Annotated in this window: 12 protein-coding genes, 2 tRNA genes and 1 rRNA gene; 1 reads left to right on the top strand and 14 read right to left on the bottom strand. The window is 34.8% G+C overall.

Translation table 11 applies throughout. The features are described from left to right. The 11 genes from A4F88_RS14435 to A4F88_RS14385 all read right to left on the bottom strand — a co-directional run bounded on the left by A4F88_RS14435 (position 1) and on the right by A4F88_RS14385 (position 14550). The gene (locus A4F88_RS14435) at positions 1–1035 is read right to left on the bottom strand and encodes a glycoside hydrolase family 43 protein (protein WP_068843325.1); all 1035 of its coding nucleotides are present in this window, start codon (positions 1033–1035) and stop codon (positions 1–3) included. Positions 1036–1058: 23 nt separating this feature from the next. Further along, on the bottom strand, positions 1059–2492 hold the full coding sequence (locus tag A4F88_RS14430; RefSeq protein ID WP_068843324.1) for an MFS transporter: 1434 nt from the start codon (positions 2490–2492) through the stop codon (positions 1059–1061). A 202-nt stretch (positions 2493–2694) separates the two neighbouring features. After that, positions 2695–3804 carry an endo-1,4-beta-xylanase gene (locus A4F88_RS14425; protein ID WP_068843323.1) on the bottom strand — a complete coding sequence of 370 codons (1110 nt, stop codon included), beginning with the start codon at positions 3802–3804 and terminating at the stop codon, positions 2695–2697. 191 nt (positions 3805–3995) lie between these two features. Continuing rightward, positions 3996–6599 carry a glycosyl hydrolase 115 family protein gene (locus A4F88_RS14420; protein ID WP_068843322.1) on the bottom strand — a complete coding sequence of 868 codons (2604 nt, stop codon included), beginning with the start codon at positions 6597–6599 and terminating at the stop codon, positions 3996–3998. Positions 6600–6854: 255 nt separating this feature from the next. Then, complete coding sequence (gene uxuA, locus A4F88_RS14415; protein WP_143154997.1) at positions 6855–8018, bottom strand: mannonate dehydratase; 1164 nt, start codon at positions 8016–8018, stop codon at positions 6855–6857. 115 nt (positions 8019–8133) lie between these two features. Further along, a complete protein-coding gene (locus A4F88_RS14410; protein WP_068843320.1) occupies positions 8134–8871 on the bottom strand; it encodes an SDR family NAD(P)-dependent oxidoreductase in 738 nt (245 codons plus the stop codon). Between the two features lie 181 nt (positions 8872–9052). Continuing rightward, complete coding sequence (locus tag A4F88_RS14405) at positions 9053–11206, bottom strand: alpha-glucuronidase family glycosyl hydrolase (RefSeq protein WP_068843319.1); 2154 nt, start codon at positions 11204–11206, stop codon at positions 9053–9055. Between the two features lie 300 nt (positions 11207–11506). Further along, on the bottom strand, positions 11507–12052 hold the full coding sequence (locus A4F88_RS14400) for a YbhB/YbcL family Raf kinase inhibitor-like protein (protein WP_068843685.1): 546 nt from the start codon (positions 12050–12052) through the stop codon (positions 11507–11509). A gap of 67 nt (positions 12053–12119) precedes the next feature. Then, on the bottom strand, positions 12120–12980 hold the full coding sequence (locus A4F88_RS14395) for a helix-turn-helix domain-containing protein (protein WP_068843684.1): 861 nt from the start codon (positions 12978–12980) through the stop codon (positions 12120–12122). A 24-nt stretch (positions 12981–13004) separates the two neighbouring features. Next, complete coding sequence (locus tag A4F88_RS14390; RefSeq protein WP_068843318.1) at positions 13005–14036, bottom strand: LacI family DNA-binding transcriptional regulator; 1032 nt, start codon at positions 14034–14036, stop codon at positions 13005–13007. Positions 14037–14115: 79 nt separating this feature from the next. Beyond that, positions 14116–14550: a PepSY-like domain-containing protein gene (locus A4F88_RS14385; RefSeq protein ID WP_068843317.1), complete on the bottom strand. Its 435-nt coding sequence runs from the start codon at positions 14548–14550 to the stop codon at positions 14116–14118. Between the two features lie 138 nt (positions 14551–14688). Between A4F88_RS14385 and A4F88_RS14380 the strand changes: the two genes are divergently transcribed. Continuing rightward, the gene (locus A4F88_RS14380) at positions 14689–15702 is read left to right on the top strand and encodes a proline-specific peptidase family protein (protein WP_068843316.1); all 1014 of its coding nucleotides are present in this window, start codon (positions 14689–14691) and stop codon (positions 15700–15702) included. A 330-nt stretch (positions 15703–16032) separates the two neighbouring features. Here A4F88_RS14380 and A4F88_RS14375 read toward each other — a convergent pair. The 3 genes from A4F88_RS14375 to rrf form a co-directional block, all read right to left on the bottom strand. Beyond that, a tRNA-Leu gene (locus tag A4F88_RS14375) sits at positions 16033–16118 on the bottom strand. Positions 16119–16124: 6 nt separating this feature from the next. Then, positions 16125–16197 (bottom strand) — tRNA-Phe (locus A4F88_RS14370). Positions 16198–16271: 74 nt separating this feature from the next. Then, positions 16272–16381, bottom strand: a 5S ribosomal RNA gene (gene rrf, locus A4F88_RS14365). Positions 16382–16428: the final 47 nt, after the last annotated feature.

Genomic DNA, 16428 nt, shown 5'->3' with positions numbered 1-16428 from the left:
TTAATCCAGTAATCTTCTTATTCCGTAAGGATCGATCGTTACGATTGTACCATCTTCGAGATAATCGATTTTGGTTACTTTCATACTTCTTAAATGCGTTACACCTTTTGATAAACTCGAATCGTGATAAAACAAATACCATTCGCCTTCGACTTCACAAATCGAATGATGTGATGTCCAGCCTACAACCGGATTTAAGATCCTTCCCTGATACGTAAATGGCCCATAAGGATTGTCTCCAATTGCATAACAAATAAAATGGGTATCTCCTGTTGAGTACGAGAAATAATATTTTCCGTTGTATTTATGAACCCAGGAAGCTTCAAAAAATCGACGGTCGTTATCTCCCGCCAACAGCATTTGACCGTTTTCATCCAGGATTTTAATTTCTTTTGGATCTTCTGCAAATTCGAGCATATCGTCACGGAGTAAAGCCACAATTGGACCTAAAGCGGGTTCGTTTCCAGAAGGTTCTTCGGTATTTGGATCATATATATTGTTTCTGTATTTCTGCAATTGTCCACCCCAAATACCTCCAAAATAAATATAATGTTTCCCGTCTTCGTCTTCAAAAACAGCAGGATCAATACTGTAACTTCCTTTTATGGCATCAGCTTGAGGTGTAAAAGGTCCTGAGGGAGAATCGCTGATCGCTACTCCAATCTGGAAAATTCCGTTGGCACGTTTTGCCGGAAAGTACAAATAATACTTTCCGTTTTTATGCGCTGCATCTGGCGCCCACATTTGTTTTTCGGCCCAGGCAACATCATCAACATGCAATGCAACTCCATTGTCAACTGCTTTTGACGAAATGCTGTCCATCGAAAAAACGTGATAATCTTCCATTCCAAAATGATCCCCGTTATCGTTAAACGGAATTCCGGCATCTATGTCGTGTGATGGATAAATGTAAATCTTCCCATTGAATACATGCGCCGACGGATCGGCTGTATAAATGTGAGAAACTAAAGGCTTTGAAATCGCCAGTTCATTAATTTCCTCGAAATTAATTTGTTCAATGCTATCTTCAGGCATAGTACTATCTTGGTTTTAAATAATTAAGTTCTTCTTTCTTTTAACTCGGTTTCGATCTGCACTTCCATTTGTTTATTGATTTTGTAGAAAAACAGCAATCCGGCTCCAATTAAAAATGGAATAGCAGGAAAAATACTGACCAGTAATTTGATTCCGTTAATTGCAGTTTCAGTTTGTACGGCAGAATTTGGCGCGTAATGAAAATACCCCAAAAACAATGTTGTTAAAGCTCCTCCAATACTTAATCCGGCTTTTAATCCTACCATCATGGCAGAGAAAATAATAGCTGTCGCGCGGCGATTGTTAAGCCATTCTGAATAATCGGCAACATCAGCAATCATTGCCCAAAGAATTGGAATTGTGATTCCGTAGAAAAATCCGTGCAGAATTTGGGAGAAAAATATTAAACCAATTGACGTAGGCGGATAGAAATAGAAAGCGATAATAAACAGCGTTGAAATGAATAAAAACAAACCGAATACATTTCGTTTTCCGTATTTATCTGCCAGGTTTTTAGATAATGTAATCCCCACAATCATAAAAATAATACCTCCGGCATTAAACAATCCAAATCCGGCTGAAACAGGATCATTCCCAAAATGATTCAACCCAATATTTGATAATGTATCTAAAATAGGCTGGATAAAAACGGCTAATTGTTCTTTATCTACATAATTTTCAAAATAATATACATATGAACCGCCTTTCATTGCCAGCGTAACAAAAACCAAAGTCGTAAGCGATAGCATGATTATCCAGGGTCTGTTTTTGATTAAATCGCTTAAATCTTCTTTTACACTTGATTTTTGTTCCGGCTTAGGAATGATTCTTTCTTTTGTTGTCAAAAAGGTAATCAAAAGCATGATGGTTCCAATAATAGCCAAAACTGTCATTACTTTTTCTATTCCAATTGCTTTGTCTCCGTTTCCGGCACTTTTTATAATGCCGAGCATAAATACCTGAACAAAAAACTGTGCAAACATAACCGCCACAAAACGATAGGATGACATACTGTTTCTTTCGGACATATCGCCTGTTATAACTCCGCTTAAAGCGGAATATGGCAGATTGTTTCCTGCATAAAAAAGCAATAATAAAGTATAGGTTACAACAGCATAAATTACTTTTCCTTTATAAGCGAAATCGGGAGTTGAAAATGCCAATAACGCCACTACTCCAAGCGGAATTGCGGTTGCCAGAATCCACGGTCTGAATTTTCCCCATTTGGTACTGGTTCTGTCTGCTAAAACACCAATTATCGGATTAAAAATAAAGGCAGCAACTAAGCCAACAACCAACATGATAATAGAAGAATCTGTTGGCGATAATCCGTAAATATCAGTATAGAAATAAGCCAGATACGTCATCAAAGTTTGAAAAACTAAATTGGCCGCCAAGTCTCCTAAGCTGTATCCAATTTTTTCTTTGATGGATAATTTTTGTGAAATGTTATTCATTTTGTGGTTTGTGGTTAGTTAGTTTTTTTTCATTTCTCGTTACTCGAAATGACAGGATTGTGTTGAGTTTTATTTAAAACAATCGGTTGTGTAAAATTATACAAAAAAACATATTATGCAAATTTAGTTTACTTTATTTCAATAATATTTTTAAAAACAACCGATTGTTACTATTATTTCGATTGAGAATGATTTTTAGCTGTTATTCTTCCTTTTTCTTTAGCTTTAAAATACTGTCGTAAGCTGGTTTGTGTTTCAAAGCTGCATCAAATGGAAGCGGATAATTCGTTCTTCCTTTTATAGGCCAGTCATTTAACCATGATTGCCCGTCATAAACTCCCCAAAATGTTACCCGGCTGATTTTGTCTTTATGTTTTAAAAATAGTTTAAAAATCGATGCATAACGTTCTGCCAATTGTATCTGAACTGAATCTGGCAATGTTTTAGGATATGGATTCATTTTAGTATTTCCTTCAAATTTCTGATTTACATCAGCGCCTTTTAAATCCCACGGATTTGGTAACACGGTAATATCCAGCTCTGTAAAAGCAACTTTAATTCCTAATGCTGAATATTCTAAAATGCTTTTTTCAATTTCTTCTATCGATGGACTTTGCAATCTCCAATGTCCCTGGATACCAACTCCGTCCACCTTTCCTCCTGCTGCTTTTATTTTTTTGATTAAAGCAATCGCTCCAGCTCTTTTTGCTGGTTCTTCTATATTATAATCGTTATAATATAGCTCTGCTTTTGGGTCGGCTTTTTCTGCCAGTTTAAAAGCATCGACAAGATATTTTTCGCCAAGCGTTTTCAAGAAAACAGATTCCCGCAATGTTCCATCATCGTTTAAAGCTTCGTTTACTACATCCCACGAATTGATTCTGCCTTTATATTTGGAAACAATCGTGGTGATATGATCTTTCATAAAAGCTTTCATTTCAGTACTATCCGATATTTTTTCCATCCAGGGCGCTAATTGGCTGTGCCAGATCAAAGTATGTCCATGAATGAACATTTTATTCTTTTCACCATACGCCACAAACTTGTCTGATAAAGCAAAATCATATTTATTTTTTTCCGGATGTGTGTACATCGATTTCATAATATTTTCCGGAGTGATTGCATTAAATTCTTTTGTAATCAACGAGTCGACTTTTTTATCTTTTTCTTGAATTTGATCCGCACTTAAAGCTGTACCAATGTAAAAATCGTTTTTATAAGCGTCTTTTAATGAAGCTGTTTCTTTCTGCGATGTACAGCTGACAGCCAGCAAAGTCGTGACGGCAACTAAATAAGGTTTAATAAATTTCATATATTTTTGGTTTAATAGTTAATAGTTTTATTTTTTAAACACATAGAGACATAGTTTTTCTTTGTTTATAAAGGCGTTCGCTTGTTTAAACAAACATAGTTTTTCTCATCGAAGACCTGTCAGGTCTAAACCCGCAATGATTATCCATGATCTTGTCATTCCTCGTTCCTCAGAATGACAAACAGAACTAATCACTCTTTTCTAAAACTCTCCGGCGGACCTAAATACGACTTCAAAATTTTACCCTCTTCCGTTTCAATTACAATCTTCTGAAGCACTAAAGCCGAATCAATTCCGTAAAACTTTAAAACATGATTCCCAGTCTTTTCAATTGCATGCGATGATGTTATTATTTTGATATTATCCGCAACAGATTCAGCCCAGTTTTTCTCTGAATCATCCTGATTAAAATTGATTATTTGAGGCTTTTCATTATCAAAAGCAATTCCGTATTTCAAGCCGTCACGGATTGTAAAATTTAAGGTTGGCGAAAAATAAGCATATACTTTTACGTTTCCTTTACTAAAAAAATGAACGTCGTATTCTAACCTCGGAGATTGCTCTGAGATTTCAATAGATTTTATATTGGAAGGTTTTAAAGTTATTCCGGATTCTGTCCTCCCAAGATTTGGAATTATAGTCCATTTTACTGCATCTGAATTTAGTGCTTTTGAATAATTTTTACTTTCTATTGAAATGTAACCATTGCTCTCAACAAAACCCCAAACATGATCTAAATCTCTATTATTAATCAATGTTTCAGCTTTTGAAAAATCCTCAGTAGAAATTCCAGCTTTAGTTTGGTTTGAAATTTCGATTGTTTTCGTTTTTGGGATCACATTTTTTTCCGGTTGCTGCCAGTTATCATAACCAATATGTGTTTGCGACATCATATGATTCCATTTTCCGTTTAACAATTTCGTATGGTAGTAATTCGTCAGTAAACTGTCTTTTTCGAATAATGTTTTTACTTTTTCATCATACACATTTGCAATGGCATTTCCCTGCTCTGCATACAAATGATTTTTAGCCGTTGCAACATACATTTCATTTAAATTAGAGCTTGCCAAAACAGGAAACAAAACCAGCTGATAAAAAGCATCTTTATATTCTGGCTGCAGTTTTTCGTTTATCGAACTGGCTTTTTCAATCAATTTTTTATAATCTGCTACAACTAGATCTGCTTCGTTATAATTTGTTACGCTGTATGTTTTAGCATCCAGCAATTCTGGTTTTCTTCGTGAATTGTATTTAGTGTATAATTTTAAAATCTGCGCAATTTCGCCTGCAAATTGATTTCCAAAATTTTCTTTTGCCCAATTCACATAATAATCTTGTACATTTCCGGCATTGAATTTTTCAGGATTCCACGCCATATCTAAGAAAAACTCAATCGGAAATTCCATTGGTTTGATGTCGCCCACATTTACAATCCAGATTTTATCAACGCCGTATTGATATGCTAAATCCATTTGTTCCCAGGTACGCTCAATTTGATTGGTATTGATCCATTTGTAATTTCTTGGTCCGCCTACGTAATCGTAATGATAATAAATGCCATAACCGCCTTTTCTTGGTTTTGAATTGAGTTCAGGCAATTTGCGGATATTTCCCCAATTGTCATCACATAATAAAAGCGTTACGTCGTCAGGAACAATCATTCCTTTGTCGTAATAATCCTGAACTTCTTTGTAAAGCGCCCACATTTGAGGCGTTTCTTCAATTGGTTTTTTAGTAACTTCCTGAATGATATTTCTTTGTGTTTTTACGATATTTTCCAAAAGTCCAATGGCAGTTCCTTCCGTCATTGGTTCGTCGCCGTCGCCTCGCATTCCAATTGTCACAATGGTTTCTTTATTCCCCATTCTTTTAATTCCGTCTTTCCAGAAATTAATCAAGGTTTCCGAATTGGTAGTAAAATCCCATTTCCCTTTTTCTTTTCCCCATTCAGCATGTGCTCTTGTTAACGGTTCGTGATGCGAAGTTCCCATCACAATTCCGTATTCATCTGCTAAAACAGCGTTCTGCGGATCTTCGACATAAAACATTCTGCCCCACATTGCAGGCCATAAATAGTTGCCTTTCATTCGCAATATCAATTCAAAAACTTTATCGTAGAATTTCGAATTAAATCCGCCAAATTTTTCAAATGCCCAGCCAGATAAAGCCGGAGCTTCGTCGTTTATAAAAATCCCTCTGTATTTTACCTTTGGTTCTCCTTGTGAATGAATTCCGGGTAAAACATGCAGTTCTGATTGTTTTTTTACCGGAACATCAGCCCAATAATACCAAGGCGAAACGCCAATTTGATTCGACAAATCGTAGATTCCGTAAATCGTTCCTCTTTTGTCTGAACCCGCAATTACCAATGCTTTTTTGATTCCTTTAAACGGATTTTCGACAATTTGTGTGGTAAATTTTTCCCATTTTCCACGAAGTTGGTTTGCATCAATTTTTCCTTTTTTGACTAATTGATCTATAATTTCACTTTTTCCGAATGTTCCTATAATAACAACAAAATCCTGAGCTTCTGCAATTTTATTGATTCGTTTAGCATGTAAATCCGAAACCTGAAAAATGTCATTTTCTAAATGTCCTGCTACTTTTAAAACGCCTGGAAAATCATTCTTACTGACAAAAACAGAAGCTGTTTTTCCTTTTGAAACCAAAGGGAAATTTTCGGAGGAAGCCTGATTGACTAAATATTTCTCTGGATTTATGGCATAGGACTTTGTGCTTAATCCGATGAGAAAAAGCAGTAAAAACTTACATAGCAGCTTAAAATTTAAACACATAGAGACATAGTTTTTCTTTGTCTGTAAAAGGCGTTTCACTTGTTTAAATAAACATAGTTTTTCCTCAACAGAGACCTGACAGGCTTTAAAAACCTGTCAGGTCTAAATTCGCAATGATTATCCATAATCTTGTCATTTCGACGAAGGAGAAATCTTCGTAAGTAGCTCCGCAACGAAAATCCAATCTTTGTAGAGTTTCTCGTGGAGATTTCTCCTTCGTCGAAATGACAAACAGGGCGTCTTACTTCAAGAATATTACAAATTCAACTTATAAGCAATTCCCATTTCTAAACCCCTTAGCTCAGCAAGCCCTTTTAATCTTCCTACCAGAGAATATCCCGGATAAGTTTCTGTTTCTTCATCAACTCGATGAAGAAAACCATGATCAGGGCGCATCGGAAGACTTATTTTGGTTTTATTCATTAACAACAATAATTTCTCTACAATTATTTCCATTTTTGCATCACCATTTAAATGTTCTGATTCTCTGAAAATAGTTTCGCTTTCGCGGATGGTATTTCGAAGATGCAAAAAGTGAATTCGATCTCCAAAATCGTCTATAATTTTTTCCAGATTATTTTTTACATCGGCACTTAACGAACCAGTGCAATAACATAATCCGTTGACTGTTGACGGAACAGCGCTGAAAATAGCTTTCAGATCCGCTTCTGTGGAAACAATTCTCGGGAGTCCTAAAACCGAAAACGGCGGATCGTCTGGATGAATGGCTAGTTTCGAACCTGTTTCTTCTGCAAACGGAGCAACTTCTGATAAAAAATAAATCAGGTTTTCTCTTAGTTTTTCGTTATCAATATTTGCATAATTGTCTAATAAAGATAAAATCTGTTCTGCCGTAAAATTGATCGTACTTCCTGGCAATCCTAGCAAAACATTTTTAAATAACAATGCTTTTTCATCTTCAGACAATTGATTTCCAAACTGCAAAGCTTTTTCTTTTTCAGCATCTGAATAATCGTTTTCTGAATTTGGTCTTTTTAAAAGAAAAACATCAAAATAAGTAAAAGCATCCTGATTGTAGAGCAAGGCTTTGCTCCCGTCTTCGTTAATAAAATTATGATTCGTACGCACCCAGTCCAGAATCGGCATGAAATTATAGGTGATGATTTTAATTCCGCATTCTGCCAGATTACGTAAACTAATTTTATAATTTTCAATGTATTGCAGATAATTTCCCGAAGCTCTTTTGATTTCTTCATGAACCGGAAGACTTTCTACCACAGTCCATTCCAATCCGTAATTTCGTATGATTTCCTGTCTTTCTTTTATAGCAGCGATCGTCCAGACATCGCCAACCGGAATTTGGTGCAAAGCGGTTACAATTCCAGTTGCTCCGGCCTGTTTAATGTCAATTAAACTTACCTTGTCGTTTGGTCCGAACCATCTCATGGTTTGCTGCATTTTTATCATACTTCTTTTTTTTATGCCACGAAGGCGCTAAGTCACAAAGTTTGTCTCTTCAAAATTTTTCAAAATAAAGCTTTGCGCCTTAGCGCCTTTGTGGCATTTTTTACAATTAAAACCCAATACTATTCCCGCCATCAACCGGCAACACTGTACCTGTAGTATATTTTGATTCGCTTAAAGCGAAATAATAAACGGCATCTGCAATGTCTGACGGTTCTCCTAAATAGCCCATTGGCGTTCTTCCCAGTACTTTATTTTTTCTTTCCGGATCATTATCCAAGGCTGTTGATGACATTTTGGTTTTGATAAATCCCGGAGCAATACAGTTTACACGAATGCCAGAAGAAGCCAATTCTACTGCCATTGCACGTGTCATCGATTCAATCGCACCTTTACTTGCCGAATACGCAATTACTTTTGGAATCCCGTATTGCGACGCCATCGAACTAATATTGATAATGCTCCCGCCTCCGTTTACTTTCATATTTTTTACCACTTCTCGACTTACTGCAAAAACACTCAAAAGATTGGTATGAATTATCGTTAAGAAATCTTCATCGGTTACATCAGCAAATTCTTTCTTCATATTGATTCCGGCGTTGTTAACCAAAATGTCAATTCGACTGTTTTTTGTAATATTTTCAATCATCACAGGGATTCCTTTTAAATCATTTAAATCGAAAATTACCGGAATAGCATTTTCTCCAATCTCTCTGCAGGCATCTTCTGTTTTTTCTTTTGATCGTCCGATGATGTAGGTTGTGATTCCGTTGTCACAAAGCTTTTTTGCTGTTGCAAAACCTAAACCCGAATTTCCTCCGGTTACAATTGCCGTTTTCTTGCTCATAATTTATTAAAATATTTTTTATACTATTTTTACACACATAGAAACATAGTCTTTCTTTGTCTACAAAGGCGTTTCACTTGCATTAATACACATAGCTATGTGTGAGAAACTAGTTTCTTTCTTTAATCTTTTTTGAGTTAAATATAAATCTATGTTTCTATGTGTTTATTTTATTTTTTATTTATCCATTTCCCGGTGCAAAAGGGAATTTTAATGATTTGAAATACTCTAATGTCTGTGTTGGTTTTTCAACTCCGTCAGGAAGTTCTTTACCTGAAAACTGTTGAAAATATAACAAACAGGCATCCCGCCACCATTTTGCTTCTTTATACTGAATTTCTAATAGCATTTTTACTTCATTGAAACGTTCGCTGTCAACATATTTTTCTGTCTGATCCCAAACATTTTGCATTGATGTAACCTGATTGACACCTTCCTGATATTTAAGCGAAAGTCCGTTCCAAAGCGTTTGTCCATTTTTCAGTTTATAATCCCATGAAACATGATGGAACCACAATAAATCTTTTTCAGGACAAGTTTCTACATTATCAAAAAGATTTGCTGCTTCTGGTGCGTATTGTGAAACCGCATTGGTTCCCGATTTTGATCGATCGAAACCAATTCCGTTTTTATCTGCTTTATGATAATACGTCGGATTCCATTCTGGCCGTGATAAATTAGAAACCCAAGGTCCCGGCCCGTAATGATGTCCAGTATCCATAATATGATGCAAACCAAGTGGTGTCATATAATTGACAACGGCTTCACGCGATTCTATCATGATATTTTTTACAGGTTCGATGAAATTTTCATCATTCGAAAATGTACATCTTAACCATTCATCAGCAATAGTTTCTGAATCTAAATACGGATTCCACGCCAGTCTCCCGAAACCATACCAATTGGCTTGCGCAAAAGGATGACCTGTCCAGTTTAAATCGTTTCCAATATTGGCAACGCCGGCAATTCCGGTTAGTTTATTTTCATATAAAGTACCATCAACAACTTTGGCAACAGTTGATCCTTTTCCTTTTTGATATGTATCTGATTCTAAAACTTCCTGAAACAATTTAGGTAGAAAAACCAAATGTGTACTGAAACCTAAATATTCTTGTGTGATTTGAAATTCCATCATTAAAGGCGTTTTCGGCATTGCTCCAAATAAAGGATGAAAAGGTTCTCTCGGCTGAAAATCGATTGCTCCGTTTTTAACCTGAACGATTACGTTTTCTTTAAATTTTCCATCATAGGACTGAAATTCGGCATAAGCCTGTTTTGCACGATCATTTGCATCGTGTTCTGAATATACAAAGGCTCTCCACATAATTATGCCTCCAAACGGAGCAACTGCATCAGCCAGCATATTGGCACCATCGACATGATCCCTGCCATAATTTTGAGGACCAGGCTGACCTTCTGAATTGGCTTTTACCAAAAACCCGCCAAAATCTGGAATTCGTTTATAGATTTCTTTTGCTTTATTTTTCCACCAATTGATGACTTCAGGATCTTTTGGATCGGCCGTTTTTAAATTTCCTATTTCGATTGGTGCTGAAAATCTTGCGGTTAAGTAGACTTTTATTCCGTAAGACCTGAAAACATTGGCTAAAGCTTCGACTTTTTCTAAATATTGCGGCGTCAGGATTAAAGCGTTTGCATTTACATTTGTCAAAACTGTTCCGTTGATTCCGATTGACGCATTCGCTCTGGCATAATCTATATATCTTTGATCGATAAAATCAGGCAATTTCTGCCAGTTCCATAACGAGAAACCTGCATAACCCCGTTCTACAGTTCTATCAAGATTATCCCAATGATTTAAGATTCGGATATTTATTTTTGGGGAATCGGCGATATTTAAGTTTTTGATTGATTTATTGGTCTGCATCAACCTCAAAAAATTAAAAACACCATATAAAACCGCAACATCATTTTTTCCTGTAATAAGAAGCTGTTTTTTATTTTTAAAACTGATAGATTTAATGATATAACCTTCGTTGTTTATTTTATCAAAATCTGCTTTTAATGCTTTTTCTAAATCAGGATTTAAAGAATTTTGCGAACCTATAATCAGATTGTTTTCTCCTTTAATTGTTGATTTAGTTTCCGGTTTGCTTTCCAGCATATCGGCAATTCCGTTTTCTAATTCTTTTACTGCAATTGCAGAAGTTCTGGAATTTCCCAAAGAAACAATTCCCTGAATATTTTTTTTATATTCTGAAGCAATTGCTGGATTTGTTATACTGCCATATTGAAGCCATAATTTATAATCCTTTTGCGCTACAGCGAAAAAAGAAATTAAAAAAAACAGGAAAACAAATCTTACTGAAATCATTTACTTATTAGTTTATTCTTAAAAAGCTTTCATTTTGCATCATCAACGTTTTACATCTCAACAATACTATTTGATAAAATTTTAATTTAAAAAATGTATTATTCTAAACAAAACAACAATTGCAATCGGTTGTGTAAAAATATAGGATTGTTGTTTAAGAAAAAAATTTTAGCTCTCTTTTTTTCTTAAAATAAATTTCTGTAACAAATAAAAGCAGGATAATTATAAAAACTATCCTGCTTTAGCGGGGTTGAATTCAAGAGTTGAAATCCTGAAATTTCGATATTTTTAATCTGATTTTTATCGTTTGTAATACGCTACAATACTTGCTTTGGCTAAGGTTTGGTTCCAAAGATTAAAACCAACTACAGCTGGATTTGTATTTTCATTCGTTCCTAATTTATCCGTTTTTAATGCATAAACCGTAATTATGTATTGATGAAATCCGTGGCCTTCCGGTGGACAAGGACCTCCAAATCCTTTAATTCCATAATCTGTAACACTTTGAATAGCTCCTTTTGGAATTAAATTGCTTTTAATTCCTGCATTAGTCACCAATTCATTTACGTTTGCAGGAATATCAACGATTACCCAATGCCAGAATCCGCTTCCTGTTGGCGCATCAGGATCGTACATTGTTATGGCAAAACTTTTGGTTCCTTCAGGAGCATTTTTCCATAACAATTCTGGGGATTGATTTTCGCCTGAGCATCCAAATCCGTTGAATTCCTGAAGTTTGGTAGTTTCTCCTCCTAAATCTTTACTGGTTAGGGTAAATGTTTTTTGGGCAAAAATTGTTGTTGTGAAAATTAAAGACAACACCAAAATTAAATTTAGCTTTTTCATTTTACTTTGTTTTAAAATTTTAAGCAAATTTAGGCTCGGAGATGCCAAAGAAACTTTAGAGAAAGGATCAAAAACTATTGCTAAAAGTCCAGTTTTTCTGATTTTGTTTTGGTGTGACGCCATATTTTAATTTATAGGCCTGCGTAAAACTCGATAAGTTTTCGTAACCTACTTCAAAATAAATTTCTGATGGATTCTTTTGTTCTTGCTGTAGTAAATAATGTGCAAATTCCAGTCTTTTATTTTGAAACCATTTTATAGGAGACTCAGCATAATGTTTTTCAAATTCTCTTTTGAATGTTGAAACACTCATATTGCATAAAAATGCCAGTTCTTTTAAGGTTAATTTACTCAAGTGGCTGTTTTCAATTACCTGAATAAACTTTTGAGTAGCATTATCACTGTTTATAGTTAGGGAATATAAAAATTCGGTTCCATATTTTTCGGCTAAATAAAGCATGATTTCTTCAAACTTAACTTCTAATAACTTGAATTTAATATCTTCCGAAAGTATAGAAATATCAACTAAACTAAAGACAAATCGCTTTATAAATTCATCATAATCAAAAGCATAAACAGATTTTGGATCTAGTGCTTCAAAATCCTTAAATTCCATTTTTCTGATGAAATTATGAACCATTTCATTAGAGAAAAATAGCAGCACACTTCTGTAATTAGAATCTTCAGAAATCTTTTTTTCAGTCATCAAACAATTTCCTGATTTCATTACTAAAAACTTAGAAGAATCTATAGACAATATTGCGTTATCAAAAATAGCTTCTTTTGTTCCTTCAATAAGAAAACTGATTATGTTCTGATTTAGAATTATTTGCTGTTTAGAAACATCTTTAGAACTTCTATAATCCACAACATGCACTAGTTGTGTGTTTTCCAAATTCATTTCATCGGGAAGTGTAATCGTATCCATAAATGACAATTCATTTTTTCTCATTTATTCTTTACTAGACGACTCTCTGGCAAGTACTTCTGTATTTAAAAAAGTAATTTCTTTTGCATCATCATTTTTAGACGATTTCAAATTTTTGATAATAATTTCGGCCGCTGCTTTTCCCATTTTTTCGGCAGGATGCGTTATAGTCGATAAATTAGGGTCAATGATTTGTGAAATCGGGTCGTTATTAAATCCAATTACTTTAAATTCTTCCGGCACTTTAATACCTCTTTTTTTAGCCGTTTGCACAGCACTTACAGCCAGAATATCGCCGGGAGCGAATAATCCGTCCGGCATAGGTTTTAAATCAAATAAAGCATTGCTGGCTTTTACTCCGTCTTCGTAGGTAACAGAATTCAAATTAATGATTAATTCTTCTTCTACCGGAATATTATGATCCTTTAAGGCTTCTATATAGCCTCTTTTTCTTTCGTTATAGAGATTTCCTAATTCAGAGCCGGCAGTTAAATGTGCAATACGAATGCAACCTTGTTCAATAAGATGTTTTGTTGCTTTATAACCTGCAGAATAATTGTCGATTACAACTCTAAAAGTGTTATAATCTTTAGGAACCCTATCCACAAATACCAACGGAATATTATTATTCGAAAACTGATGAAAATGCGCCGTATCCCTTGTTTCCATTGCCAGAGAACAAATAACACCACTTACACGATTGCTGTATAAGGACTTTGCCATATTTACTTCTTCTTCATAAGAATCATGCGACTGCATAATAATGACTGTATAGTCAGATTTCTGAGCTGTAATTTCGATTCCGCTGATTAAAGAGGACAAAAATGGTTGCGTAACGGTTGGAATTAAAACACCAATAGTTCTGGTTTTATTTCCGCGTAAACCCGCTGCTAAAGTGTTGGGTACAAAACCCATTTCTTCGGCAGTTTTTTTCACTTTCTTTATCGTTTTATCACTTATTGTATGATGATCTTTTAAAGCGCGTGAAATAGTCGACGTTGCCAGGTTTAAGCGCTCGGCAATATCGTAAATCGTTACATGTTTATTTTCTTCCATGAAATAAAAAATAGAAATGTAAATATAAACTATTTTCTCTCATGATGTTCTTTTGCAAAAATTGGTTAAAAAATATGTTTTATTTTTTTTTATCCTTTAGAATTTTACCGTCTTTCGTAAATTCTAAATCAATATTGTTTGTTAAATCAACATCCAAATCTTTGTGTCCATAATCTATATGTGTTATTTTTTCGTTTGGATGATTTTTAATCACATATTCTTTAATATTATCCGGGATAAAAGCGGTCGGAATTGGTTTGTTTCCCCCATCAACTTCTCTATAAGATCCTTCTTTCCAAAATTCGACTTCTGTTCCGTCCTTAAGTTTAACCTCAAAACCTTTTTCACCATGTTCCGCATCTTTTTTAGCACTTACAACTGTAGTGTGGTTAAAATGTTTCTTCAAAAATTCCTGTGCAGGTTTTGGCAGTTCAGTAACTTCGATTTTCTTCTGTGCGCTTGCCGAAATTGTTAACAACAACAATACTACAGCTATAAATATTCTATTTTTCATAATTCATTTATTTAAGCATAGTACTACTAATTTACTTCAAGAAAAATCACGATCAAATCTATTTAAGAAACTTTTAAAGTTTTTAAAATGCGTAACCTTTAATTTGTAACTTAGTCTAAACCATTAAAATCCAATCACATGCGTTATATCCTAACTTTTACAATTATTTTACTTATGACATCTTGTAAAAAAGAAAATAATACAAATCTTTCCAATTATTTTACTTACGATCAGGAAAATCCTGAATCAGCAGGGGTAAAAATGATCCCTATAAAAACACCAAAAGGAGAATTTAAGGTCTGGACAAAACGTTTTGGCAATAACGCAAAAGTAAAAGTCTTGTTATTACACGGAGGCCCGGCAATGACACACGAATACATGGAATGTTTTGAAACATTTTTTCAACGAGAAGGTTTCGAGTTTTACGAATATGACCAGCTAGGATCTTATTACAGCGACCAGCCGAAAGACAGCAGTTTATGGACAATTGATAGATTTGTTGATGAAGTTGAGCAGGTACGAAAAGCAATTAATGCTGATAAAGAAAATTTTTATGTTCTCGGAAATTCCTGGGGAGGCATTCTTGCAATGGAATATGCCCTGAAATATCAACAAAACATGAAAGGATTATTAGTATCTAATATGATGGCCAGCGCTCCTGAATACGGAAAATATGCTGATGAAGTTTTGGCAAAACAAATGAAGCCAGAAATTCTTGCTGAAATAAGAGCTTTAGAAGCCAAAAAAGATTTTGGAAACCCAAGATATATGGAATTATTGCTTCCAAACTTTTACAAAGAACATCTATGCCGCTTAAAAGAATGGCCAGACGGATTAAATCGTGCCAGCAAACATGTAAATGGAGAAATTTATACCTTAATGCAAGGTCCAAGTGAATTTGGTATCAGTGGAAGATTAGCCAAATGGGATATCAAAAACCGACTACATGAAATTACAATTCCAACATTAATGATTGGTGCAAAATACGATACTATGGATCCAAAAGCAATGGAAGAACAAAGCAAATTAGTCAAAAAAGGACGTTATTTGTTTTGTCCAAACGGCAGTCATTTAGCCATGTGGGATGATCAAAAAGTCTTTATGAATGGCGTAATCCAGTTTATCAATGCCGTTGATAGTCAAAAAATCTAATTTATAATCAACTGACGTACAAAACCATAGTCACTAACGAGATTATTATGGGCGTTTCCTTTCAGGTCGGGCTGTCCGCTTAATCTTTTGTTTTTTAAAGGAAAAAACAAAAGGATACCGCTCCCATCCCTAACGCAATTAGGTTATCAAGATCTTTCTCTATAATATTTATATAAAAACTCAACCATAATCAGAGTTTTTCAATCCTAAAACTCAATATTATCTCAATGGAAGTCCTAAAGACCTATTTCAAACAACAAGTAATATAAATACTCAAAAATATTATATATAAAAAAAGCTTTAAGAAAATAAATTCCTTAAAGCTTTTAGTACTCAGAGCGGGACTTGAACCCGCACGAACATTGCTGTTCACTGGATTTTAAGTCCAGCGTGTCTACCAATTTCACCATCCGAGCATTATGTGGTACCTCCAGGGATCGAACCAGGGACACATGGATTTTCAGTCCATTGCTCTACCATCTGAGCTAAGGTACCTTATTTTACTCATTATTCAATAAGCAAAAGTAAGAATAAAAAACCCTATCTTAATTTGGATAGGGTTTTAAAAAGAAAGGCGACGACATACTCTCCCACATAACTGCAGTACCATCTGCGCAGGCGGGCTTAACTACTCTGTTCGGGATGGGAAGAGGTGAGCCCCGCCGCAATAACCACCTTAAGGTTTTTAGTCTAAAGTCACAAGTCTTAAAGTTTAAAAGTCTTTTG

It is taken from the genome of Flavobacterium chilense (genome assembly GCF_001602525.1).
GTDB lineage: Bacteria > Bacteroidota > Bacteroidia > Flavobacteriales > Flavobacteriaceae > Flavobacterium > Flavobacterium chilense.
This window is presented reverse-complemented; position numbering and strand designations above follow the sequence as displayed.